Source organism: Brevibacillus porteri (assembly GCF_003013475.1).
Taxonomy (GTDB): Bacteria; Bacillota; Bacilli; order Brevibacillales; family Brevibacillaceae; genus Brevibacillus; species Brevibacillus porteri.
Genome location: NZ_PXZO01000045.1, coordinates 33,363 through 57,496, shown reverse-complemented (window position 1 = coordinate 57,496; position 24,134 = coordinate 33,363). Strand labels below are relative to the sequence as shown.

Annotated in this window: 21 protein-coding genes; 1 reads left to right on the top strand and 20 read right to left on the bottom strand. The window is 48.4% G+C overall.

What is annotated here, in order from left to right; genetic code table 11:
* Positions 1-30 precede the first annotated feature (30 nt).
* The 11 genes from spoVE to C7R92_RS22350 form a co-directional block, all read right to left on the bottom strand.
* Positions 31-1,125, bottom strand: coding sequence for a stage V sporulation protein E (gene spoVE / locus C7R92_RS22400; protein WP_106835695.1), 1,095 nt, complete (start codon positions 1,123-1,125; stop codon positions 31-33).
* Between the two features lie 65 nt (positions 1,126-1,190).
* Positions 1,191-2,555 (bottom strand): UDP-N-acetylmuramoyl-L-alanine--D-glutamate ligase, encoded by a 1,365-nt coding sequence (gene murD, locus C7R92_RS22395; protein ID WP_106835694.1) that lies wholly within the window; start codon positions 2,553-2,555, stop codon positions 1,191-1,193.
* Entirely contained in the window at positions 2,552-3,523 is a 972-nt protein-coding gene (gene mraY, locus C7R92_RS22390) for a phospho-N-acetylmuramoyl-pentapeptide-transferase (protein ID WP_015892099.1), read from the bottom strand. Before mraY ends, murD begins: the two co-directional genes overlap by 4 nt.
* A gap of 42 nt (positions 3,524-3,565) precedes the next feature.
* Positions 3,566-5,044 carry a UDP-N-acetylmuramoyl-L-alanyl-D-glutamate--2,6-diaminopimelate ligase gene (locus C7R92_RS22385; RefSeq protein WP_069849622.1) on the bottom strand — a complete coding sequence of 493 codons (1,479 nt, stop codon included), beginning with the start codon at positions 5,042-5,044 and terminating at the stop codon, positions 3,566-3,568.
* 152 nt (positions 5,045-5,196) lie between these two features.
* Positions 5,197-7,125: a stage V sporulation protein D gene (locus C7R92_RS22380; protein ID WP_106835693.1), complete on the bottom strand. Its 1,929-nt coding sequence runs from the start codon at positions 7,123-7,125 to the stop codon at positions 5,197-5,199.
* Between the two features lie 64 nt (positions 7,126-7,189).
* Complete coding sequence (locus C7R92_RS22375; RefSeq protein WP_106835721.1) at positions 7,190-9,661, bottom strand: penicillin-binding protein; 2,472 nt, start codon at positions 9,659-9,661, stop codon at positions 7,190-7,192.
* Between the two features lie 141 nt (positions 9,662-9,802).
* Complete coding sequence (gene ftsL2 / locus C7R92_RS22370; RefSeq protein WP_106835692.1) at positions 9,803-10,216, bottom strand: cell division protein FtsL; 414 nt, start codon at positions 10,214-10,216, stop codon at positions 9,803-9,805.
* A 33-nt stretch (positions 10,217-10,249) separates the two neighbouring features.
* Entirely contained in the window at positions 10,250-11,194 is a 945-nt protein-coding gene (rsmH, locus tag C7R92_RS22365) for a 16S rRNA (cytosine(1402)-N(4))-methyltransferase RsmH (RefSeq protein WP_106835691.1), read from the bottom strand.
* A gap of 17 nt (positions 11,195-11,211) precedes the next feature.
* The gene (mraZ, locus tag C7R92_RS22360) at positions 11,212-11,643 is read right to left on the bottom strand and encodes a division/cell wall cluster transcriptional repressor MraZ (protein WP_017249567.1); all 432 of its coding nucleotides are present in this window, start codon (positions 11,641-11,643) and stop codon (positions 11,212-11,214) included.
* A 151-nt stretch (positions 11,644-11,794) separates the two neighbouring features.
* A complete protein-coding gene (locus C7R92_RS22355) occupies positions 11,795-13,054 on the bottom strand; it encodes an adenosylhomocysteinase (protein WP_069849628.1) in 1,260 nt (419 codons plus the stop codon).
* 83 nt (positions 13,055-13,137) lie between these two features.
* Positions 13,138-14,067, bottom strand: a complete 930-nt coding sequence (locus tag C7R92_RS22350) for a LysR family transcriptional regulator (RefSeq protein WP_208636225.1) — start codon at positions 14,065-14,067, stop codon at positions 13,138-13,140.
* Positions 14,068-14,177: 110 nt separating this feature from the next.
* Here C7R92_RS22350 and C7R92_RS22345 point away from each other — a divergent pair, with 110 nt between their 5' ends.
* Positions 14,178-15,440, top strand: coding sequence for an APC family permease (locus C7R92_RS22345; RefSeq protein ID WP_106835690.1), 1,263 nt, complete (start codon positions 14,178-14,180; stop codon positions 15,438-15,440).
* A 38-nt stretch (positions 15,441-15,478) separates the two neighbouring features.
* Here C7R92_RS22345 and C7R92_RS22340 read toward each other — a convergent pair whose 3' ends face one another.
* From C7R92_RS22340 to C7R92_RS22300, 9 genes are all read right to left on the bottom strand, one after another.
* Positions 15,479-16,528 carry an S-layer homology domain-containing protein gene (locus C7R92_RS22340; RefSeq protein ID WP_106835689.1) on the bottom strand — a complete coding sequence of 350 codons (1,050 nt, stop codon included), beginning with the start codon at positions 16,526-16,528 and terminating at the stop codon, positions 15,479-15,481.
* A 160-nt stretch (positions 16,529-16,688) separates the two neighbouring features.
* A complete protein-coding gene (bshC, locus tag C7R92_RS22335; RefSeq protein ID WP_106835688.1) occupies positions 16,689-18,311 on the bottom strand; it encodes a bacillithiol biosynthesis cysteine-adding enzyme BshC in 1,623 nt (540 codons plus the stop codon).
* Between the two features lie 123 nt (positions 18,312-18,434).
* Positions 18,435-18,992: a helix-turn-helix domain-containing protein gene (locus tag C7R92_RS22330; RefSeq protein ID WP_007717657.1), complete on the bottom strand. Its 558-nt coding sequence runs from the start codon at positions 18,990-18,992 to the stop codon at positions 18,435-18,437.
* A 52-nt stretch (positions 18,993-19,044) separates the two neighbouring features.
* A complete protein-coding gene (locus C7R92_RS22325) occupies positions 19,045-19,443 on the bottom strand; it encodes a DUF3397 domain-containing protein (protein WP_017249573.1) in 399 nt (132 codons plus the stop codon).
* Positions 19,440-20,405 carry a ketopantoate reductase family protein gene (locus C7R92_RS22320; protein WP_106835687.1) on the bottom strand — a complete coding sequence of 322 codons (966 nt, stop codon included), beginning with the start codon at positions 20,403-20,405 and terminating at the stop codon, positions 19,440-19,442. Before C7R92_RS22320 ends, C7R92_RS22325 begins: the two co-directional genes overlap by 4 nt.
* A 172-nt stretch (positions 20,406-20,577) precedes the next feature.
* Entirely contained in the window at positions 20,578-22,116 is a 1,539-nt protein-coding gene (locus C7R92_RS22315; RefSeq protein WP_106835686.1) for an acyl-CoA carboxylase subunit beta, read from the bottom strand.
* Between the two features lie 17 nt (positions 22,117-22,133).
* A complete protein-coding gene (locus tag C7R92_RS22310) occupies positions 22,134-22,907 on the bottom strand; it encodes an enoyl-CoA hydratase-related protein (RefSeq protein ID WP_106835685.1) in 774 nt (257 codons plus the stop codon).
* Positions 22,908-22,945: 38 nt separating this feature from the next.
* Positions 22,946-23,845: a hydroxymethylglutaryl-CoA lyase gene (locus C7R92_RS22305; RefSeq protein ID WP_106835684.1), complete on the bottom strand. Its 900-nt coding sequence runs from the start codon at positions 23,843-23,845 to the stop codon at positions 22,946-22,948.
* Between the two features lie 52 nt (positions 23,846-23,897).
* The gene (locus tag C7R92_RS22300) at positions 23,898-24,110 is read right to left on the bottom strand and encodes a biotin/lipoyl-containing protein (RefSeq protein WP_015892116.1); all 213 of its coding nucleotides are present in this window, start codon (positions 24,108-24,110) and stop codon (positions 23,898-23,900) included.
* Positions 24,111-24,134 lie beyond the last annotated feature (24 nt).

The window sequence follows — 24,134 nt, the reverse complement described above, 5'->3', positions numbered from 1 at the left end:
CTGATTGCGTACTCCCCGTTGAGGTTTCTATTATCGAGAAAAACGAGAGATGTTCAATAAGACACCTACACCAGTGAGCATCAGTGTCAATGATGAACCACCGTAGCTTAAGAACGGCAACGTGATCCCTGTCACCGGAAACATCCCTGTCACAACACCAATATTGATGACCACCTGGATGGCAATCATGCCAATGATCCCTAGTGCAAGCAAGCTTCCGAACAAATCTGGAGCCGTAATCGCCGTTCGCATTCCCCTCCACAACAAGAGGAGGAAAAGCAGGAGAATGAGCGTGCCTCCGATAAAGCCAAGCTCCTCCGCGACAATCGAGAAAATAAAATCATTGTAAGGCTCGGGTAAGTACAAATGCTTCTGTCTGCTTTGCCCTAGACCAAGACCCAACAAACCGCCGGGACCGATCGCGTAAAGGGATTGGATGATTTGATAGCCGGTATTGAGCGGGTCAGACCACGGATCGAGGAAGGACGTAATCCTTTTGATTCGGTAAGGGGCTGACAAAACCAAGCCGATGAAGCCAACAACTCCGATCATTCCCAGTCCGACAAAATGACTGATCCGCGCACCTGAAGCAAAAATCACGACAACTGCTGTTCCCATCAAAACCGTCCCTGTGCCCAAATCCGGTTGCAGCATGATCAAGCCAAAACACAGAACCGGGATTCCCAAGGCAGGCATAAGACCTTTTCGGAACAACACTATTTGCTTCTGATTATCGGAGAGCCATCTCGCCAGGAACGCAACGACGCCCAGCTTCGCAAATTCACCTGGTTGAATTCCAAAGGCTCCAAAACCAAGCCAGCTTTTCGAACCATTTACTTCAATCCCGATGATCAGAACCAAAATCAGCAAACCGATGCTCACCAAATACCCTGGCTTGGCCCATTGCTTCCACACCCAGTAGTCGATATTCATCGTAATGTACATGGATGTAATCCCTAACAGAGCGAAGATCAGTTGCCGCTTGGCGAAAAAATACGGATCGGAAAACGGCGGCTTTTGCGCCACGATCGCGCTGGCGCTGTACACCATCACGATGCCAATTCCCAATAAAAAAAGTGTTGCAAAAATAATTACGAAGTCGGGGGCAGAGCGTACCTTGCTCATTGTGCCAGGTCATCCTTTCTCATGCCGTCCCGCTTTTGTCATATTCTTGATGGTACAGTGGGACGTTATGCTAGGCTTGTTTTAAGTCTATGCACGCCGTCCTTAAACATGCTCCCCCTTGTCTCAAACGAAGGAAACATGTCCCAACTCGCACAAGCAGGGCTCAGTAAAACCACATCACCTGATTCGGCCAACTGGGAAGCAGCAAGAACGGCTTTTTCCACAGTATCGACATGGATACGCTCATTAATCCCTGCTTCCTGAGCACGTTCCAATAAAATCGGAGCCGTTTGCCCGAGAGCGATAACTGCTTTTACCCGACCTTGGATCACAGGCAGCAGTTCCCGAAAATCAACACCACGATCCAGCCCGCCGCAAATCCATACGACCGGCTCCTTACATGCTTGCAAGGCACGCGATGCCGCTTCCGGGTTGGTTGCTTTTGAATCATTGAAGTATTTGACACCGCGAATCGAATCCACGAACTCCATCCGGTGCTCTACCCCTGGGAAGGTAGTAAGAACTTGTATAATCGATTGCTTGTCCGCGCCTGCGAGCTTCGCAACAAGAATTGCTGCCAGAGCGTTGTCCAGATGAGGAACGGTAATGTCCGCTATCGAAACGATTGGCTCTGTATTCCCATTCCCATCCGCAAACAGGATCAAACCATCCTTGACAAAAGCTCCCTTTGGCACCTCTTGACTCTTGCTAAAGTAGTAGATGGCTGCAGGGAGGTCTTTGCATTTTTCTACAATCTCTGGTTGGTCATATGGCAAAATAGCTGCGTCATCTGCCGTTTGGTTGGCAAACATTTTTAGTTTGGCTGCCAAATACTCTTCCATGTTGTGATGGTAATCGAGATGTGCAGGATACAGATTGAGCAAAACACCGATATGCGGGCGGAATTCCCTCGTCCCCATCAGTTGGAAGCTACTCAATTCGGCAACGAGCCATTCGTCAGGACCAGCTTCCTCCGCCAGGCCGCACAACACGGTACCAATGTTGCCTCCTACCTTCGCATCCAGACCCGCTTCTTTGAAAATCAGTCCGACGAGCGTAGTGGTAGTGGTCTTGCCATTGGAGCCTGTAATGCCGATAATCGGTGCCTTGGCAATCTGGGAGGCCAGCTCCACCTCCGTCACAACAGGAATGCCTAGTGCCTGCGCCTGCTTGACAGGTGCTGCTTCATACGGAATCCCCGGATTTTTGACCACAAGGGATACACCTTCATGAATCAGATCATCTGGGTGATAGCCGCAAATGACCGGAATCCCCAACGATTCCAGCTCTTCTATCCCCACCGCTTCTTCACGTGGCTTTTTATCATTTACGACGACATGAGCACCAAAGCGGTGTAGCAGTTTTGCCACTGCGACACCGCTCTTTGCCATACCAATAACGACGACATGCTTATCTTGAAAACGCATCATCTGATTGTCACCACCTCAAGGTATACACCCAATCCAGCAAAGAACATACCGACGAGCCAGAACGTGACTACCACGCGCCACTCTGACCAGCCTGTTAATTCAAAATGATGATGCAGGGGACTCATACGGAAAATACGCTTTCCACGTGTCTTAAAGGAGACTACCTGCATAATAACAGAGAGCGTCTCGACAACAAATACCCCACCGATAATAGCCAAGAGCAATTCCGTCTTGGTCATGATTGCAATTCCCGCCAGCGCCCCACCCAGTCCGAGTGAACCGGTATCACCCATGAACACGCGTGCCGGATGTGCATTGAAGACGAGGAAGCCAAGTACCGCACCTACAACAGCCGCACTAAAAATAGCGGTGTCATAATCTTGACCAAACCATGCGATGATCGCATAAGCACCAAAAGCAATTGCTCCCGTCCCTGCCAATAGTCCATCTAATCCATCTGTGATGTTAACGGCATTCGTTGTACCTACCAAAAGGAACAACAGGAATGGGAAGTAAAAATAGCCAAGCTCTAGCTTCCACGGTGTACCCGGCAGATGGATTGACGTGTCATGCCCCATCATGAGCAGCAAAATATAAGCGCCGATTGCCAAGACAATCTGACCAGCAAACTTCTGTTTGGCGGTCAACCCGAGGTTGCGTTTTTTCTTGATTTTGATGAAATCATCCAGAAACCCGATTAAACCGTATCCGAGAGTCACCAATAACAGGAAGTAAATTTCCATTTTCGCATTGGCAAACTTCAACACGGTAAATATGAGTGCCAAAAGAATGATGGTGCCTCCCATCGTGGGAGTTCCAGCCTTCTTAAAATGGGATTGCGGTCCTTCCTCACGAATTGCCTGCCCAAATTTCAGGCGGCGAAGGAAGGGAATAAACAATGGGCCAATGAGTACAGCGATGAGAAACGCAGCGACGATCGTGACGATTAGGACATTGTCAACGAACATGCCCGAGCCCCCTTTCTTTCGATGCAGTGTGTGGCATCTGTTCTATTCTTGGTTGTACCGGGCAATCGCTTCGCGCGCAACTTCACGGTCATCGAAGGGCAACACCTGGTCTTTAATAATTTGATACGTTTCGTGTCCTTTTCCGGCGATCAAGATCACATCGTCCGGCTTTGCAAGCGAAACGGCATGCGCAATTGCTTCGCGTCGGTCTGTCAGCGCCGTATAACGATCAGCTGCCACTTCCGACAAGCCAGCCAGCATGTCATCGAGAATCGCCTGCGGCTCCTCTGAACGCGGATTATCTGATGTTAAGACGGTCAGATCAGCATATTTCGTTGCAATTTGCGCCATGATTGGGCGTTTGGTTCGATCTCTGTCGCCTCCGCAACCAACAATGCAAAATACGTTGCCACGGGCAAATTCCTTGACGGTCATTAATGCATTTTCCAAGCTGTCTGGCGTGTGGGAGTAGTCGACGAGCACCGCAAACGGCTGACCAGCATCTACTGCTTCAAATCGCCCATTTACGCCCGCTACCTCTTCCAGGCTCGCTTTGATCTCTTCTAGTGGAATCCCTTCTGCGAGTGTAACCGCGATGGCTGCCAAAGCGTTATACACATTGAACTTTCCCATCAGCTTCAAGTTCAGACGCGCACTACCAGCGAAGCTTTCGACTGTAAAAGAAGTTCCTTTACTGGTGATTTCGATTTGTTTTGCCCTTACATCTGCTGGTTGATCAATGCCGTATGTAATGACTCGCGCCGGTGTAACGGTAGCATATAATTCGGACGCCTCGTCATCCGCATTCAGTACAGCCGTTTTTAGACGGTCTGTGTCATAGCTGTTGCCCAGCTGGGAAAACAACAATGATTTGGCGTAGCGATAGTTTTCCATCGTTTTATGATAGTCGAGGTGATCCTGCGTCAGGTTGGTGAAAACCGCTGTATGAATTTCACAACCGCGGACTCTTCCCAGCTCCAGTGCATGAGAGGAAACCTCAATAATCGCATAGTCTGTGTTTACATCGCACATACGGCGAAAGCTTCTTTGCAAATCTATGGCATCCGGAGTCGTATTCTTGACTTCTTCCGTTACGTCTCCAATTCTCATATGGATCGTTCCGATTAAGCCTGTTTGCTTGCTTTGATCGCATAATATTTTGTCGATCAGATGTGTAGTGGTCGTCTTGCCATTTGTCCCCGTTACGCCAATGACTTTTACTTCTTTCGTAGGAGATCCGAAAATACGATCAGCCAGCATAGCCATTGCCCGCCGGGTATCCGGTACTTTGACAATAGTCGCTGGCACGTCCAGATCTTGTTCGGATAACACGGCAACGGCACCATCCTTCACCGCCTGGGCCGCGAACGTATGTCCATCCACGGTATATCCAGTCAGACAGACAAACAAGTAGCCGGGCTTTACCTGGCGCGAGTCTGCTGTCAAACCCGTAATCTCCATGCTGTCATCCCCCGAAACCGTTACTGGCAACAAAGGCATGAGCAGATCCCGTAGAAACATGAAACAGGCACCCCATTCTCCAACTAGTATAGACAGAAATTTGAACATTTGTACTTGGCTACGCCGTTCATTTAGGCGCAGTCTTGACGAACAAAGGCAGAGCGAACGTAGACAAGCCTACTCCCCTCCGCCTTCGAAATCTCATTTTATAGCTAATTGGTCGATTTGTCACCAAGGTATATGCGAATTTTTCCGCCCTCATCAATTTTTACTCCGGGTGCAGGGGACTGCTGGATGACGTACTGTCCTTTACCTGAAACGACTAGCGGCAGAGTATCATACGTTGTCACTACGTCTCTCATGGACTGTCCGACCATGTTTGGCACTTCAATTGGCGCCCTTTCTCCAAGTGCTTTGTTAATTTCCTTGGGGATGCCATCTTTTCGTTTGGGTACATTCAAATGTTGAAGGGAGGATTCCATGATACTTTTTACACTCGGGGCGGCAATCAATCCACCAAACGCCAGTGCTTTCGGATTGTCCACGGCGAAATATACGACAATCTGTGGATCATCCGCCGGCGCAAAGCCGATAAACGACACGATGTATTCCCCATCTACGTAACGTCCATTTTTTACTTTTTGCGCGGTTCCCGTCTTTCCTCCTACCCGATACCCTTCAATATATGCCTTATTACCCGTTCCTTGAGCGACCACACTTTCCAGCGCATGCCGAACTTTGGCTGAGGTCTCCGCAGTAATCACCTGTCGAACTTCCGTCGGCAAGGTCCTCGCTACGACATCGTGTGTCACACTATCCCGCCATTCTTTGGCAACAAACGGCTTCATAAGTTTGCCACCATTGATAGCAGCTGAGACTGCAGCCATTTGTTGAATCGGTGTTACCGATACCCCTTGACCGAAAGAAGTCGTACCCAGCTCTACCGGTCCCACTTTATTCAAGTTGAATAACAGCCCGTTTTCTTCGCCGATCAAATCGATCCCTGTCTTTTGTCCGAAGCCAAATTTTTTGATGTAGTCAAAAAGTCGTTCTTTTTGCAGTCGCTGACCCATCGTAACAAAGCCAGGGTTACAAGAATTCTCTACCACTTCCAGCATCGTTTCCTGTCCATGCCCTTGCCGCTTCCAGCATCGCAATCGCTTACCTGCCACATTAATGAAACCCGGATCGTAAAATCCCTCGTTCAAATTGATGACACCTTCATTCAAAGCCGCTGCAAGGGTCACGATCTTGAAAGTGGAACCAGGCTCGTATGTTTTCCAGATAGGGAGATTTCTATTGTACACCTCTGAAGGATAGTCCCTGTACGCATCCGGTTGAAAAGTCGGGCGACTTCCCATCCCCAATATTTCTCCTGTCTTTGGATTCATGGCGATCGCCAGCACATCATCAGGCTGATAAGCGACCACCGCCTGATCCAGCTCGCGTTCGATAAACGATTGGATGGTACTGTCGAGTGTTAAATACATGTCCATGCCATTTACGGGTGCTACGTAGTCTTCTGTTCCACCTGGCAGTACACGCCCTTTGGCATCAGACGGAAATGAAATATGCCCCTCGGTCCCCATCAAGAAGGGATCGTAAATTTTTTCAAGCCCTGTCAACCCTTGATTGTCAATGCCTGTGAAACCAAGAATATGGGCTGCCATATTTCCGTTCGGGTAAAAACGCTTCGTATCTCCTGCCAAGTATATACCTGGCAAATTCAATTCTTGTATTTTTCTCGCCTTTTCAATAGACAGTTTTCTTCCACCTGGAATCTGGTTGTTACTCATTTCTTTTTTCGTAATGGCACGAAATACATCTTCTTCTTTTTGCTCCAAAATGACGGCGAGCTGTCTCGCTGTTTCTTTAGGGTCTTTGATTTGCGCCCCAACCGATACCAGTGTAGGGACGGTCATATTCGTCACGAGCTCATTGCCGCTTCTGTCTAGAATGCGACCGCGATTGGGTTGAAATTTAATTTCCCGCTTGAGTAGTTCATCTGACATTTGCGAGAGTTTCGGTCCTTCTATCAATTGAACATACCCCAAACGGGTGACAAGTGCCGAATACAAAACGACTCCTACAATTAAGATGATAAAAATGCGTCGGCGTACAGTAGCATTGGATACCCGCAAAGCGAGTCCCCCCTCAAATAGGTTGTCTCTTCTTAACCTTATTCGCAGGGGGGACTAGTTAGAACTATGGAGTTGTCGGTGTTTGTGTCGTTTGGTCTCCTTGTTTGTCTGGAGGAGGTGCCTGTCCAGATGCTGGCGGCTGTGCTTCACCACCTTGCCCAGTTTGCTGACCGGAAGATGGCGGAGCCGGATTATTTCCACCTGTTGGATTTATAGTAGGATTCGACCCTTGATTGTTTGGAGTCGTTGTAACAGGCACTGTGCCGCCCTCCTGACCTGGAGGTGGTGTAGTCGGTGCAGGTGGTTCGGACACGGATTGCAGCGTCACCTGAAGCAGCTCTGTACCCTGGAGCACCGTTCCCGGAGGAATACTTTGTTGGGTGACGAATCCAGTTCCAGTCGATTTCATTTCGAGATTGATCAAAGAGCTGAACTCCATGACGTCACGCAATGATTTTCCTTTGAAATCAGGCATCTTTGTTCCTTTGACCCTATCTGTTACGAGGATGATCTGTTCACCCGGAACGACCTGTTCATAGGCTTCCGGATACTGTTTGACGATTTTCGTGCCTGTCCCGGCTACCGTTACAGTCAAACTGTCCTGCTTTGCCCGCAATTGCGCGGCTGTCGTGGACATCCCTTCAAACTTAGGCAATGTCTTCGGTGTCGCAGGTGAAGATGCAAGTGCTACCTGCGCTTCTTTTTTCGTCGTCGGCTTTTCAGTCTGTTTATCCTTGACTACCGACAGATCAGGCTGCTGCTGCAAATATTGCAGGCTGCGTTCCATAATGGATGTAAACATTGGAGCGAGCATCATTTTCCCCCACAATGCATACCAAGCATCTGTTTGCGGATCATCAATAACGACATAGACCAACAGCTTTGGATTGTCTTTTGGCGCAAAACCGATGAATGATACTACATAACGTCCATCCATAATTTTTCCTGTGTTGGGATCATATTTTTGTGCAGTTCCGGTTTTTCCCGCTACTTGGTACCCTTCGATCTGATATTGCAAACCGGTCCCGGGCTTCTCTGAGACAACCTTACCCAAAATGTCTCGTGTCTGTTTCGCAGTCGCTTCACTTACAACCCTCTCCACAGCTTCACGTTGCGTCCGACTGACGACTGCTCCCGTGTGAGGATCGCGCATTTCTTTTACAATATGAGGTTTTAGAAGCTCTCCTCCATTCGCGATCGCCCCTACAGCGGCAACCTGCTGGATCGCCGTAACCGTCGCTGCTTGTCCATACGTTGTTGCAGCCCAGTCACGTGGTGACCGAGGTTTTTCCAGGTTGATCAGACTTCCTTTTTTCTCGTAGGGAAGCTCAATTCCGGTTACTTCACCCATCCCGAATTTTTTGAAGTATTTCTTCAAACCCTCCAGCTTCAACCGTTCATACCCCAACTTCGCAAACAATACGTTACTAGATCGCTGAACCCCTTCCAAAAAGGTGATAGTTCCCCAACCGGCACCATTGTTGTGGTCACGGATCGGAATCTGCCCCTTGATGGTATAAGCACCTGATTGATAGGTTTCATTCTGATTAAACATTTTTTCTTCAATCGCTGCCGCAAGAGTAATAATCTTAAACGTAGAGCCCGGCTCAAACATTGTGGTGACAGCATGGTTATTGTAATTCTCAATCCCGTTGTAGTACGTATTCGGATTGAACTGTGAGCGGTTGCCCATGGCCAGAACCTCACCGCTTTGTGGGTCGGCTACAATCACCGTCATGCCCTGTGGCTTGTACTGCTGCTCCACCTTGTCAAGCGCTTGTTCTACATAATTCTGGATTTGCCGGTCAATTGTCAGGTAAACATCTAAACCATCCTTTGCCGGAATGTACTCCCCTTCTCCGTCTGGCAGCTGGTAGCCTGCGCGATCCTTTTGGTAGGCAATATTTCCCTTTTTTCCAGCCAATTCTTCGTTCAATTTCAGCTCAATCCCCATTTTCGGTTCATCATACAAATCAAGATAACCGATCACATGGGAAGCGAAGGCGTTATTCGGATAAACCCGGCGAGTCGTTTCAGTCAAATAGATTCCTGGGAGCTGATTCTTTTTGAGCTTCTCACCGCTTGGCAGTGTCGGATATTGCAAATTCAGAATGCGGTTTCTCTGCTCTTCACTGATCTTTAGCCCGTAGCGTCCCAATTCCACTACTTTACTTGATTTGGTCAAATTCTTCACCAATTCTGGAACAGGCGCATTCAAAATAGGAGCCAGCATATTCGCTGTGTAGTAAGGGTCTTTCACCACATCTTCGTCTCTCGCATCAAGTGGCTTCAGCCTTGCATTTACTGTATAGGCCTTCCCATCATACGCCAAAATCTCTCCGTTTCGATCATAGATCGCTCCACGCTTCGGCTTCAAAACATGTTCTCTGTCCCACTGCTTTTGTGCAGTTTCCATGATTCTGGCAGCCTCTGCTGTTTGGATCCAATAAATTCGAAAGCTCAACGTCGAAAAGGTCAAGATCAGGCATAAGGCTACCACGAGAATCCGCCAATTTACTTTTCGTTTCCATTCCATCTCCATTCAACTCCGTCGCATCAAAGATCGCCCGCCTCCCAACAAAGGTAGATGGGGGGAGACGAACGCAACCTAGCCGAGTCAGGAGCAGACTCGGGCCCAGCTAAGAAAAAATGTTACCGCACGTGAGAGCAGTAACATTTAAGGTTTTTTGGGTTGTGTTTGCGGCAGAGAACTCGCTTGTACTTCCGGTTTCCCAATCGTATGTACAGCTGCTGGATTGTATACCATCCCCTGCTTCTCTGCTTCTTTTTGCAGGCGATCCCGGTTGGTCATTTGCTCAATTTGCAATTTCACTGTTGCATTTTTTTCTGTCGTCACACGGTTTTCATGTTTGGTGCTTTGAATTTCGTAATTCAACTGGGAAATTTGCGAGTAGCGGATGCCCACTAGACCCAAGCCGACGACGGTTAACGAGATAAATAAGAGATACAGCAATTTTTCTCCGGTCGGAATCGTTGGCTTGATTCGAACCGTGCGCTTTGTTGTTTTCGTTACAGAGCGGGATTGTTGTTCCAACTCCATAGCTAGATTTCCTCGGTAGTAATAACTCATCGCTTCTCCCTCCCCTTTCTCGTCGATCCCGGTCTATAGCTTCTCCGCTATCCGTAGTTTAGCTGATCGTGCACGTTTGTTTGCTTCCAATTCTTCTTCTGATGGCAAAATCGGCTTCTTTGTAATGACTTTTACAACCGCTTTATTTCCGCATGTGCAAATCGGAAAGGCTGGCGGGCACGTGCACCCTTTTGAAAAGTCTTGATAAATTTGCTTGCAAATTCTGTCCTCTAAGGAATGAAACGTGATGACGCTTACGCGACCTTCTGGATTCAAGACAGTAATAGCATCGACGACGGCCTCTTTGAATGCATCCAATTCATCATTGACTGCGATCCGAATTGCCTGAAAGGTACGCTTCGCCGGATGGGGTCCGGTACGGCGCGCAGCGGCAGGAATTCCTTCCTTAATCAACTCAACGAGTTCACCTGTTGTTTGGATCGGCTGCTTCTTCCTTTGTTGAACGATTTGCCGGGCAATTCTCCGGGAAAATTTCTCTTCTCCGTACAGCCAAATGATCTTAGCAATCTCTTCTTCATCCCACTCATTGATAATGTCATAGGCGGACAGTGGCGCTTGTTGGTCCATTCTCATATCCAAGGGCGCATCGGCATTGTAACTGAAGCCGCGCTCTCCCTCGTCCAATTGCGGAGAGGATACCCCGAGGTCAAACAACACCCCGTCTACGCCATCCAAACCTAAATCTCTCACAATGTCTTTGATATGGCGAAAGTTGCTCTTTACCAGCGTGACTCTGTCCATATAGGAAGCGAGTCTTTCGCGGGCATTATCCAGTGCCCAGTCGTCCTGATCGATGGCGATAAGGCGACCGCCCTCCGTCAGCTTGGAAGCAATCAAGCTGCTATGCCCAGCTCCACCAAGTGTACAGTCTACATAAATGCCTCCAGGACGAATGTTTAGCCCTGCGACAGCCTCATCCATCAAAACGGTTACGTGATGAAACGACAATGTCGTCACTCCTGTTCTTCTCGCTGCTACAAATTAAAATCAACCAGTTTTTCGGCAATTTCTCCAAAAGAGCCTTCTGACTGAGCAAAATAATCTTCCCAGCGTTCCTTGCTCCATACCTCTACACGGTTTGACACCCCAATGATCACACATTCTTTTTGCATGCCTGCATGCTCACGTAAATTGGGTGGTATGTTTACCCTTCCCTGCTTGTCCCACTCGCATTCGGTGGCACCTGAAAAGAAAAATCGTGTAAATGCGCGAGCATCTGCTTTTGTAAATGGGAGAGACTTGAGTCTTTCCTCTAGTTGTTTCCACTCATCTTGCGGATAAGCAAACAAACATTGGTCCAGCCCGCGGGTAATAACAAAGGAAGCGCCTAGCCCTTCACGGAATTTGGCTGGGATCGTCAGGCGGCCTTTTTCGTCGATGCTGTGCTGATATTCCCCCATGAACACGCCCTGGTCCCCCACTTTCCTGTCGGTTGGCTCCACTTTCCCCCACTTTTCCCCACCTGGTACCTATTTGTTATTATAAAAAAAAATCCTGCGTTTGTATGCAGGATTTTTTCGCATATTTTTTTGCCGGGAAAAGACGGGATTCGAGTGACTATTCGACCCAGCTTTCCAGGTAGGATTTTTGCTCATTTGTCAATTTGTCGATTCCGATGTTCAGAGCTTCCAACTTGTACTGTGCCACCATTTGATCCAATTCGAATGGTACGTTCAGCACTTTTTTGCCAATGTTTTGGTACTGTTCATTGACATAAGCCAAGGATACTGCTTGCAGTGCAAAGGTCATATCCATGATTTCAGCCGGATGTCCGTCGCCAGCAGCCAAGTTCACGAGGCGGCCTTCTGCGAGCAGATACACTTTTCGACCATCAGCCAAGACAAATTCTTCAATATCTTTACGCACAATACGGGAAGAAGTCGACATTGCATTCAGATCGACCTTGTTTACTTCGACATCGAAGTGACCCGCGTTGGACAAGATTGCGCCATCCTTCATCACAGCAAAATGCTCTTTGCTGATGATATCGCGGTTACCTGTCACTGTTACGAAGTAGTCACCATGCTTCGCAGCTTCAAGCATTGGCATTACTTCAAATCCATCCATGTAAGCTTCTACCGCTTTGATTGGGTCGATTTCGGTTACGATTACTTTTGCGCCCAAACCTTTTGCGCGCATCGCTACACCTTTACCGCACCAGCCATAGCCTGCTACAACAACCGTTTTACCCGCAACTACAAGGTTCGTTGTACGGTTGATCCCATCCCATACGGATTGACCAGTACCATAGCGGTTGTCGAACAAGTATTTGCAGAATGCATCGTTTACGGCAACCATTGGGAATTCGAGCTTGCCTTCTTTTTCTAGCGCTTTCAGACGCAGAATACCTGTTGTGGTTTCTTCTGCACCACCACGTACTTGAGACAGCAGATCACGGCGCTCGCTGTGCAAAATGGTGATCAGGTCGCCACCGTCATCAATGATCAAGTCAGGACGAGTTTCCAGTGTTTTGATCAGGTGCTCTTTGTACTCAGCAGGATCTGGATTGTATTTCGCAAATACGCGAATGCCGTCTTCCACCAACGCTGCGCAAATGTCATCTTGCGTAGACAGCGGGTTGGAACCGGTAATGGTTACTTCAGCGCCACCAGCTTGAACTACTTTTGCCAAATAAGCTGTTTTCGCTTCCAAGTGCAAGGAGATCGCAACTTTCAGTCCTGCAAACGGCTTCTCTTTTTCAAAGCGCTCGCGAATGCGGTTCAGGACAGGCATGTGTTCTTTTACCCAATCAATCTTCAGATGGCCGTTGTGCGCCAACGCCATATCTTTTACGATGCTTTCAGATACTGTGTTCATGTACGGATGGACCTCCTTTTATCTCATAAAGCAACCTTGTCTATCATATCATACGCAAGTTCAACCATCATCAGTTTTTCCAATTATCTTCCTATTATCGGCACTTTACACTCTGCAGTTTCTACCGTAAGTAACTCCAAAAAGCGTAACAAAGCCTGTGGCATCCATTTCTTTTTATGGTAGACCAACTGTCGGAAAACACGGATATCCGGATGGGAAAACGAGAGTATTACAAGTGTACCATTTTTCACTTCTTCTTGTACGACAATTTTCGGAAGTAACGCAATTCCTAAATCATATGCGACACATTGTTTTATCGCTTCCAGACTGCCAAATTCAAAAGAAGATTCCACGGTGGCTCCTGCTTCACGCAACACCGATTCCATCATCCCTCGGTAACTGCATCCCTTTTCTGTAAAAATCCAGGTTTCCCCGCTAAAATCGTGCGTTTCTACCTGCTCTTTTTTCACAAGCGGGTGTGTAGGCGCAGCCACAACAACTAGTTTTTCCTCACCTAAAACGACATTTGTCAGCTCAGATTGATCGTGGAGCCAATCGAGCACAAAGGCGAAATCGAACTTTCCTTCCTTTACCCCCTGCCTCAAGTCTTGACAGATGCCCGGTGCAAGCATGATTCGCATACGCGGCTGCTCCAAGCGAAATTTTTGCAAATAGGGTGGTAAATAAAAGGCTGCCAGTGACTCCACCGTTCCGATACTCAACGTTCCCGCCAGATGTGCTTGCTCTGACAGATTCGCTTTTGCTTCATCTAATACAGCTTGCAGCTGTTCACTGTAGCCGAGAAGCACTTCGCCTGCATGGGTAAGCCTGATTTTTTTGCCCCAACGCTCGAATAAGCTGACACCGAACTCCGATTCCAGATTTTGAATTTGGGTCGTTACACTCGACTGCGCGTAGCCTAAAATTTCTGCTGCACGAGTAAAACTTTGGCATTTTGCTACTTCACGGAATGTTTGCAAATAACGAGTATCCAGATTTCCCCCTCTTTTCATTGAAAAAATCGATTTGAATTATCTAATATTATAGATAACTCCGATGATTAAGTCTATGCTACACTTCAGATACCAACGACAAGGTAAGTAAAAAAGTGAGGGATCTACCTATGGGGAAATCATCGACGCAAGCCCCCAGTCTAGCCAAAACACTGCGACTTCCGCAGATCGTCGCCTTATACATCGGGGCTGTGATCGGTTCCGGCGTCCTGCTCATCCCCGGACTCGCAGCGCAGAAGGCTGGTCCTGCTTCCATTTTAGCTTGGCTCGTCATGTCTATTCTCGTCCTGCCCATGGCCATTACGATGGGGCTGTTATCTGCTCGTTATCCGAGCTCAGGTGGAGTCTCTACATTTGTACGGACAGCGTACGGAGATCGATTCGGAAACATGGTAGGCTGGTTCTTTCTCTTGTCTGTCCCGATTGGCGCACCGATTCTAAGTGTTACAGGGGCCAACTACATTGCGATCCTGCTGAACTGGAGTGAGTCGCAAGTTTATGCGGCTGCTGCTCTGCTTCTTCTCGCTGTCCTTATGATGAATGTTATAGGCTTACATGTAGCTGCACGTGTCCAAACGATTGTTGTCTCGCTGATTATTACGATTTTGATTTTGGCCATTGTCGCAAGCATTCCGCATGCATCAGTCACGCACTTTACCCCTTTTATGCCAAACGGTTGGTTAAGTGTCGTGCAAGCAGCAGGTCTGATGTTCTGGTGCTTCATTGGGTGGGAAGCCGTGACACATCTCTCAGAGGAATTCGTCGATCCTGCGAAAAACGCGATTCGCGGTGTTTTGTGGAGCGCGGGAATCGTCGCTCTCTTGTATTTTGCCGTGGCCTTTATGACTGTCGCTACGCATAGCTACGGGTTCGGTATCTCCGCTGCCTCACTCAGTGTCATGGTTCAACTCTCCCTGGGTCCGATCGGCGGATGGATCGTAGCCGTAACCGCACTGTTCATTTGTATCGCAACAGCCAACGCTTACATTGGTGCTGCTTCACGTATCGCCTATTCGCTGGCGCAAGAAAAGATCGCTCCTCGCTGGTTTGGCACCCTCCACGCCAAGTACCGGACACCAACCGGCGGACTTCTGTTTCTCTCTCTATGTTTTGTCCTCGTTCTCGGTGTACTCTATTTCGACATGATCGACTTGTCCAGACTCATCGAGCTGCCTAATGCAACCTTTTTTGCGACTTACATCGGCGGGTGTCTGGCTGGTGTACGACTCTTGCGTAATAGTCGGGTAGGCCGAATCGCTTCCTGGACTTCTCTCGTCTGTACAGTAGGACTCTATCCTTTTTTGGGATGGTCCGCCCTCTATCCCCTCGTGATTGCATTCGTCCTTTTTATCTGGCAAAAACGGCATCCCTGACACGAAAAAGGCTGGGGTCATATCCCAGCCTTCTTTTCTTATTCATCTTTTCCAATCAGTCGAAACGTTTTGCCATCGCTCGAGGAAAGGTAAAACGTGCGATCGACACTTCCACCCAAATCCCCTGCGTAATATTGAACCGTCATTCTGTATTTATTCATTCCGATTTTTGCAAAGTACATCAGCTCATTAAATTGTGGAAACCGGACATAATCATACACTTCATACTGCATAAACGAAAAATGCTCACGTAAAAACGATTCGCTGACAGGCAGATTGTTTTTCTTTACATACGCGGACAAGTCATCAAAGCGACGAATCTTTTGCTTATCCATCACGTCTCCCACAAATGACGAGACGGCTTGTGTCATTGCCTTTTTCTCGCTCTCTGCTACATTGCCAGGATACAGCTCGTCGATTTTTGTTTCCAAACGATTTAACAGGACGACTGCCTGTGCTCTGTTGATTTTTTCATCAGGACGAAAGCTTCCATCTGGAAAGCCAGCCAAAATCCCCATTTTGTAGGCAGGGTAGACCGTCATCACCTGTGTCTCATTTTCGACTGAAAGATCCGTGAAAAATTTCGCTGTCGTTCCCCGATATTTTTCCCCTTCTGATTGATGCCCGATGGCTGCCAGCAAGGTTCTTGCCGCTTCCAACCGTGTCATGCTATGCGTCGGCTTCCCGGATGGCATGATACCCGCTGAAGCCAAATGGTGATAGGTTTTTTCCGACCAGCGTCCCGCAGCAGCCTGCAAGTAGGTCTCTTTGATCAAGCTGTCAGGCTCATGACCTGTAAAGGAAGGAATGACGCGTTCAATTAGGGATAAAAACTGTTCTTGCGTCACTGTTTGTTCTGGCTTAAAGGTCCCGTCGGGAAATCCTTTAATCAATCCTTTTTTGGTAGCGATCCCTATTTCTTTTGCTGCCCAATGTCCATTTGTGTCGATAAATGCAGAATTGGCCACGTATTCTTCCCGTGCGTCGGCCTTTTTCAATCCTGCGGTTGCAATACCCGTCAATAAAACCGACAAGCTAACAACTAGTAGAGTGGCTTTTTTCCCGATTTGTTGTAATGTAATCTGCATCCCGAGTACCACCTTTCCCCAAAAACAATCCATTACTACTAATACGCAGAATTTGTCGGAAAAGTTTCAGCATAATTAGAAGAAAAGTTTTCCATCAACTTAAACAACAAAAAATAGCCGGGTCCACTTCTAGGACGATCCGACTATTTTGCACTGCCTTTTACAGGTAATAAAGTTGATGAGTACCATCATGCGCGAATGGCGCATCTACTAAACGGTCAACCAAGCCAAGACCATACTTATTTGCAAATGGGAAAAACGAATGCTTTCTTTCTTGCAGAGCACCTTCGGGTAACAAAGCGGTCTCAATTCGTTGGACGCGCACATGCTCCACGTCATCTTTTTGCTGTAGCGAACGAATCAGACGCTCTTCCAAAAAGGATACTTGCTCTAATAGCAGCTTACTATTTTTCTCAGCCAGACCACGCAATCCGCCATCCAAAGAAACGACCTCTTCTACCAGCGGACGATAGATCGACATGATCAACTCCCTTGCCGATGCGAATTGCTGCTCCAACGGATGCGGTACCTGGTTTTTGGACCACTCGGTTTTCCAAGCGGTGAAATCAGTCAAGACTTGTTCAATAGAAAGCCCCAAGCTATCCAGCAGTCTCTGTTGAGCACCTTCCACAAGGGTAATAGACATACGAGGCAATACGATCGGCATCTGCATCCCGAACAGCTCGAATACCTCCCGATAAAACGCCCAATAAGCAATCTCGCCCGGACCTCCAATGAAGGCAAGCGTAGGAAACAGATGCTCCTGCATCAACCCACGAGTAACGACATTTGTGCTAAAACGCTCCGGGGAATCTGCAACCTGCTTGAGCAATTCATCGCGACTGTAAGAGCGTCTCCGATTGATAAAGCGCTCCCCGTGACGTTCTAGCAACAATCGATCATTGCCCTCATAGACGAACAAATTGGCTTGATGCTCTTCCACTTGCAATTGAAGCGGATAGCCAGCTGTTGAAATCCGATCCGCCGCCCGTAGCATCACCTTCGTCAATTGCTCATTGTTCTCAATGATCTGTGAAAAAATGGATTGCTGCAGTTCACGAACAAACGGCAACGAGGATTCAACCAGAACAAGACCGTGCTTGCCAAACAGTTTTGCCATCAAGCGGGCAAACCACTCTGCGACTGTACGCGAATCTGCCGCAGTCTGCATCAGCAACTCACGAATCTTCTTGGTTTCGGCAGTCTCTGTTTGTCCCTGGAAAAACTTTTCCAGGAACTGTGTACACAGTTCAGGGTCCAAGGGTAGCGTACTTGCAGATTGGCGGCCCTTTTTGTTCAGAGGCAGCCTCTCTTTATGCAGGCGCTTTCCATCGTCCGCTCCCCAGTACACATGATCGATCTCATCGATGTCATGGTCTTCTCCAGCAATCCAAAACACCGGAATGACGTTCGCCTGAAGCTCGGCAGACAGCCTTTTCGCTGCCTGGATCAGATGAACAGCTTTGTTGACTGTATAGAGTGGTCCACCCAGAACTCCTGCTTGCTGACCGCCGATGACCACATATGTGTCTGGCTGTTTGAGCAACTCGATATTTTTCAGTGCTTCAGGGTGAGTACCCATCTCTTTATTAAAACGATATAAACCTTCCACGAGCTGGTTCCGGTGAGGATAGGATTGACTTTGAAGCCATTCCACGCGTTCTCGGTAGGACTGTTCTCGGTAGGGATTATGCGCAAAAAACTGTAATGCAGAGGCATTTTGCTGCTGGTACTCCTGTGCCAGCGGATTCGCCAATGGAAGCGCGAGACATTCAACATTCATGCTAGCTCACCTTTCTTAGGGCCATGGTCAATCAAAATTATAACATGCTCCACAGCCACAAAAAACAAGACAACCCACTTTAATGGGTTGTCAAAGTGTAATACAGGCTCGTTCGCGCTTGCATTAAAATTGTGGAGGTGTGACGGACCAAATTAACAAAGCTTCCGTTTCTCCTGTATTTTCGATTGAGTGTGTTTTGCTACTGTCAAATGAAATACTGTCTCCTGCTTCCAATACATGCTCTTCATCGTTGAAGCGCGCTGTCACACTACCAGTAATGACCGTGAAGCACTCTTCTCCCTCAGACTGTACGAATTTGTCGACAGCCATTTCTCCAGGCATCAGTCGCACTTCCAGCATCCCCAGCTTGGCACTGCCTCCCATCGAGAGCAGCGAATAAGTGCCCGTCGATTCAGGAAAGACTAGTTGTCTGCGTTTTTGCAAGCGAGTCACATGCACCTGCTTCTGATCAATATCCTCGAAAAAATGAATGATGGGTGACTCCAGAGCTTTGGTGATTTTCCACAGCGAATCAAGCGACGGCTGCGAAATTCCACGCTCTACTTGGCTCAGCAAACCTTTGCTTAACCCTGTCTTGCCTGCCATAATTTCCAAGGTAAAGCCGCGTTCTTTCCGAATCATTCGAATCTTGTGACCGATGGTCTCGATGGGAAGTCGCATAGTTCCAACCTTCTTTCTTATCGGAATAAATACGATATGTATCAACAGTGCTTTACACGACACCCATCGTTTTGATAATTCCGGTCGTAAACAGCACTATGTAGACGATTCCAAACCAGAGAAACGACAAACGCCAGGCCGAAAATCCTACCTTTTTGAGGGAGAGCCGCCCCTTCCACTTCATCTGTACCCACCCAAGTAGCACGGTTACCACTAGGTAAAAGCAGAATACCCACCACCAAGCGGACAAAGCCTCGGGCCAAATCAGTTCGTAAGCGGAAACGGCAGAACGAATCACCAAAAGATTCGTGATATTTATCGCGAAGCGGCCTGCCAATTTCTTATTCCGCGTCGTCACATACAAGATGAAATAAACGAGCGGAAATCCGAGAAACGGCACAACCGTCAGCGTACCCCACAAATAGGCCCAGACATTCGCCAAAAAGGTCATCTACTGTCGCCTCCCTCCTTCCGTATTCCCATGTCTGACTTCAGAAGGATAACGCGAAGCAAGGTTTCGTGCAGCGGAGTCGGAATCCCGGCCTTTTGTCCTACTTGGACGAGATAGCCGTTGATAGACTGCACTTCCGTCGGTCTGCGCTTCTTTATATCCTGCAACATGGAGGATAGGTTACGGGAAGTATTTCGGCAAATGGAGACAATTTCCTGCAAGTCTGCATCCTCGATTTTTTGTCCGGCATAGGCAGCCACTGCAGCTGCTTCCACAAATAAAGCACGCATGAGCTGTTGCGTATGTGAATTTTCGAGGAGAGCACCATTTGGGATTTCAAAAAGCGCGGTTAACGGATTGATCAGTGCATTTGCGATGAGCTTGCGCCAAGCGAAGGGCTGTATTGCCTTTTCATAGACAGCCTCCATGCCTGTTGATATTGCCCACTCAACAAATGAGCGAATCAGTGGATCATTGCAATCAGAAGTCTCCCAAGAACCTACGCGCAAAGTACCTGTACCGGTATGCACGACTTCTGTAGGCGACAATCTCCTTGCTCCTTCCGTATTAATCGCAAAGAAACACTGTGTCTCCGTTAAAATGGTTCGAAGCAATTCGTAATGCCCCATGCCATTTTGCAAAGCGATCACTCTTGCCTCAAGGTCTACCCCTTTTAAGGCTGCAAGCACGCTGTGCAAATCTGGCTGCTTTACTGTTAACAGATACAGATTCCCTTCAGGCAATCCTTCTTCAATGGGGCTGGCGGTGACAGGAATAGTGACTGTTTCGCCATTTAGCTTTTGAAAGCTGAGCCCGCGTTCATTTAGCTGATTCGCCTGGAGTGAACTGCGTGTAACAATCGTAACAGGTTGTCCAGCGAGTGCGAGCCTTGCTGCATACAGCAGCCCGACAGACCCTCCACCTATGACTACCACCTGACACGTCCTTGATTTTAGCAGCATTTGTTCACCCACATTAATCAATGCTTATTTTTCAAGAATAACAGAGTTTTCGGGATTGTTCAATTGATTGACACAAAAAAAGATCGAAATTATCGAAATATTCCTAGGTTGTCACACATTTTCTGTAAAAAAAATCAGGCCATCGCCTTTTGACGACAGCCTGACCCCTGAATTATACGGGATAAACTGCATGCTTTCTGTCCGAAAAAACGTGACGCTTTTCCTTGTAAACCTCGTAGCGCTGGATTAATTCTCGTCTCAGTTCGCTTGGAGGCACAATAGCATCTACAATCAAGTTGGATGCCAGTAAGTACAGATCGATGTCCTCCTGATACTCTCTGCGTTTTTCCTGAATAAACGCTTGACGCTCTGCCGGGTCCTCAATCGCCTGAATTTTGTTACTGTAGACGGCATTGACCGCTGCTTCTGGACCCATTACGGCGATTTGGGCACCAGGCAGTGCGAGGCAAGCATCTGGCTCAAATGCAGAGCTGGCCATTGCATACAAGCCAGCACCATACGCTTTGCGTACAATGACGGAGATTTTCGGTACGGTAGCTTCCGCCATGGCGGAGATCATTTTGGCCCCGTGTCTGATAATGCCTGCTCGCTCTACTGCTGTCCCGATCATAAAGCCAGGAACATCCGCCAAGAACAGGAGTGGGATCGAAAACGCATCGCACAACGTGATGAATCGAGCCGCCTTGTCAGCCGAATCTACAAACAAGACTCCTCCCTTCACACGCGGCTGGTTGGCAATGATACCGACAGGCTTGCCATCCAAACGTGCCAATCCGGTAATCAGCTCTTGGGCAAATAATTTTTTGATTTCAAAGAACGAATCCTCGTCGACCAATGCTGTAATGACATCATGCATATTGAAAGCTGCATTTTGGTTCTCCGGTACGATGCTCGTGATTTCCTTCGCTGTAGACACAGGGGCCTTCGCCAGTACAGTCGGTGGCGTCAACGTATAGTTCGCCGGGAAGAAACGGAGATAGCTGCGCGCTGCTTGAATCGCTTCTTCTTCATTGGCAGCCAGTACGTCGCCGCATCCGCTGACGGAGCAATGCATCCGTGCGCCGCCCAACTCTTCCAAGCTCACTTTTTCTCCAATCACCATTTCCGCCATACGCGGAGAGCCCAAGTACATGCTCGCGTTTTTGTCGACCATGATGACAATGTCACAAAAGGCTGGGATATAAGCGCCACCAGCAGCAGAAGGTCCAAACAAAATGCACACTTGTGGAATTTTGCCGGAAAGCTTCACTTGGTTGTAAAAAATTCGCCCAGCACCCCGTCGGCCTGGGAACATCTCCAATTGGTCAGTGATACGCGCTCCTGCTGAGTCCACTAGATAGAGAAGAGGAACACGCATTTTTTCAGCGGTCTCTTGAATGCGAATAATTTTTTCGACGGTCCGCGATCCCCAAGACCCGGCTTTCACTGTCGAATCATTAGCCATCACGCAGACAGTTTGACCATTTACCTTGCCGATTGCGGTCACAACTCCATCCGCCGGCAGATCGCCTGCCATGACATTCGCGAACAGCCCATCCTCGACCATGAACTCGTCATCGAACAATAGCTTGAGACGATCTCGGACGAACAGCTTGTTTTGCTCCTTGAGCTTGTCATGATACTTGGCATCGCCCCCTTGCACTACTTGGGCGATTTTTTCGTGCAATGTGTCTTCCAAATGTTTGGTCATCAGCGTAATCCCCCTCGTCACTCTCCGCGGTATATCGGTTTTCGTTTTTCTTGAAAGGCTGCGAGTCCTTCTAGGCGGTCTTTCGTCGGGACGAGCAGCTTATACGCATTGCTCTCAATCTGAAGTCCCCTAGCTAGCTCGACTTCCACTCCACAATCGATAGCAAACTTGGCTTGGGCTAGGGCAAGTGGAGCATTCGCTGATATTTGCTCAGCCACAGCAATCGCTGTAGCCATAAGTTGATCAGCGGGAACAATCCGATTGATCAACCCAATGGACAGTGCCTCCTCCGGATATACTCGCCTTGCCGTAAAAATCAGTTCCTTGGCGACGCCTTTTCCAACCAGCCGAGGCAAACGCTGTGTTCCGCCAGCACCCGGGATGATCCCGAGCGATGTCTCCGTTAAACCCATCTGGGCATGCTCACTCATGATCCGCAGATCGCACGCCAACGCCAATTCTGTACCGCCCCCCAGCGCCAGCCCGTTAATCGCCGCGATGACTGGTTTCGGTAGCTTTTCCAGCTCTGTGAACGTATCTCGAATCGTTTGGATATAGACATCGACCTGTTGTGGTGACATGGAGCGCCGCTCTCTTAAATCCGCACCAGAGCAAAACGCCTTGTCGCCAGCACCTGTCACAATGACCGTTCGGATGTCACGATCATGGCTGATTTCACTGATCAAGCCGCGCAATGTCACGAGCGTTTCAAGATTGAGGCAGTTAAAAACTTCTGGCCGTTGCAGCGTTAGTACGCCGATTGCGCCCTCTCTTTGCAGGGAAACCGTCATATTCTATCCCCTCTTTGCGAATGTGTAGAAAATACAGATCATCCAACTGGTTTGCTTGCGAGCGATGCCCGCAGCACTTTTGAGGGGAGCTCTTTGTCCAATTGCTGCCCAATATACGCACCAGCCTCAATCAACTTCTCGAGATCGACGCCCGTTTCATAGTCCATTCCATGCAGCATGTAAACCAAATCTTCAGTCGAAATGTTGCCGGCAGCTCCTGGGGCATACGGGCATCCACCGAGGCCGCCGATTGAGCTGTCAAAGATCCGGATTCCTTCCGCTAACGCTGCTGCTACGTTCGCCAATCCAGTTCCTCTCGTATCGTGGAAATGGGCGGCTAAGCGCTCGTTCGTAACATCTTTCACAAGTTCTCCAAAAACCTCATGAACCTGCTTCGGTGTTGCAACCCCTATCGTATCCCCTAGAGAAATCTCGTACACTCCCATTTCCAACAGAGCCTCTGTCACCCTGCGGCTATTGGCCAGTGGAACATTTCCCTCGTACGGACAACCGAACACCGTTGAGATATATCCGCGAACTTTCATCCCGAGAGCTAGCGCTTCCTGGGCAACCTCCCGCAGGATCGGAAACGTGTCTTCTATCCGTTTATTGATGTTTTTTTGATTATGCGTTTCAGAGGCAGACATGAACAGGGCAATCTCTGTCAGTCCACATTGGCGCGCCCGCTCCAGACCGCGAATATTTGGAACCAATGCACTAAGCGTTACCTCTTGGCTGCGATTGATTCCCTGCAAGACCTCATCTGCATCCGCCAATTGCGGTATCCATTTTGGATTCACAAACGAACTTGCTTCGATCCGCTTCAAGCCTGCTTCCATCAGCTTATGAATCAGCGTGATTTTGGCTGCCGCCGGAACGATCGCGCTCTCATTTTGCAGCCCGTCACGAGGGCCGACCTCCACGATTTGCACACGCACTATAAGCCCACCTCCTCGCCTAGCGGTCGCTCAGTTTAGAAGTATTCTAATCCTATTCCAAAACGACAATGATATCGCCATCGTTGACAAAATCGCCAATGTTCGCTTTTACTTCCACAACCTTGCCTGAGGCTTGAGCCTGTACAGGAACTTCCATTTTCATCGATTCCAGTACAAGGACGTCTTGTCCTTCATTGATCTCGTCACCTGGCTGAACCAAGACATTAATAACAGTTCCTGCCATATTGGCTGCTACTTGTTTCATGGATAGTCCTCTCCCTTACCTATC

Bases quoted from the DNA above. Each gene is read 5' to 3' on its own strand.
- C7R92_RS22350 (WP_208636225.1), bottom strand. From the start codon at position 14,067: ATGAAAAGAGGGGGAAATCTGGATACTCGTTATTTGCAAACATTCCGT.
- C7R92_RS22315 (WP_106835686.1), bottom strand. From the start codon at position 22,116: ATGACCAAACATTTGGAAGACACATTGCACGAAAAAATCGCCCAAGTA.
- C7R92_RS22330 (WP_007717657.1), bottom strand. From the start codon at position 18,992: ATGCGACTTCCCATCGAGACCATCGGTCACAAGATTCGAATGATTCGG.
- mraY (WP_015892099.1), bottom strand. From the start codon at position 3,523: ATGTTCGTTGACAATGTCCTAATCGTCACGATCGTCGCTGCGTTTCTC.
- C7R92_RS22320 (WP_106835687.1), bottom strand. From the start codon at position 20,405: ATGCTGCTAAAATCAAGGACGTGTCAGGTGGTAGTCATAGGTGGAGGG.
- C7R92_RS22375 (WP_106835721.1), bottom strand. From the start codon at position 9,661: ATGGAATGGAAACGAAAAGTAAATTGGCGGATTCTCGTGGTAGCCTTA.
- C7R92_RS22345 (WP_106835690.1), top strand. From the start codon at position 14,178: ATGGGGAAATCATCGACGCAAGCCCCCAGTCTAGCCAAAACACTGCGA.
- spoVE (WP_106835695.1), bottom strand. From the start codon at position 1,125: ATGAGCAAGGTACGCTCTGCCCCCGACTTCGTAATTATTTTTGCAACA.
- C7R92_RS22300 (WP_015892116.1), bottom strand. From the start codon at position 24,110: ATGAAACAAGTAGCAGCCAATATGGCAGGAACTGTTATTAATGTCTTG.
- C7R92_RS22340 (WP_106835689.1), bottom strand. From the start codon at position 16,528: ATGCAGATTACATTACAACAAATCGGGAAAAAAGCCACTCTACTAGTT.
- C7R92_RS22355 (WP_069849628.1), bottom strand. From the start codon at position 13,054: ATGAACACAGTATCTGAAAGCATCGTAAAAGATATGGCGTTGGCGCAC.
- C7R92_RS22325 (WP_017249573.1), bottom strand. From the start codon at position 19,443: ATGACCTTTTTGGCGAATGTCTGGGCCTATTTGTGGGGTACGCTGACG.
- C7R92_RS22310 (WP_106835685.1), bottom strand. From the start codon at position 22,907: ATGACGGTTTCCCTGCAAAGAGAGGGCGCAATCGGCGTACTAACGCTG.
- murD (WP_106835694.1), bottom strand. From the start codon at position 2,555: ATGATGCGTTTTCAAGATAAGCATGTCGTCGTTATTGGTATGGCAAAG.
- C7R92_RS22385 (WP_069849622.1), bottom strand. From the start codon at position 5,044: ATGTTTCTACGGGATCTGCTCATGCCTTTGTTGCCAGTAACGGTTTCG.
- bshC (WP_106835688.1), bottom strand. From the start codon at position 18,311: ATGAATGTTGAATGTCTCGCGCTTCCATTGGCGAATCCGCTGGCACAG.
- ftsL2 (WP_106835692.1), bottom strand. From the start codon at position 10,216: ATGAGTTATTACTACCGAGGAAATCTAGCTATGGAGTTGGAACAACAA.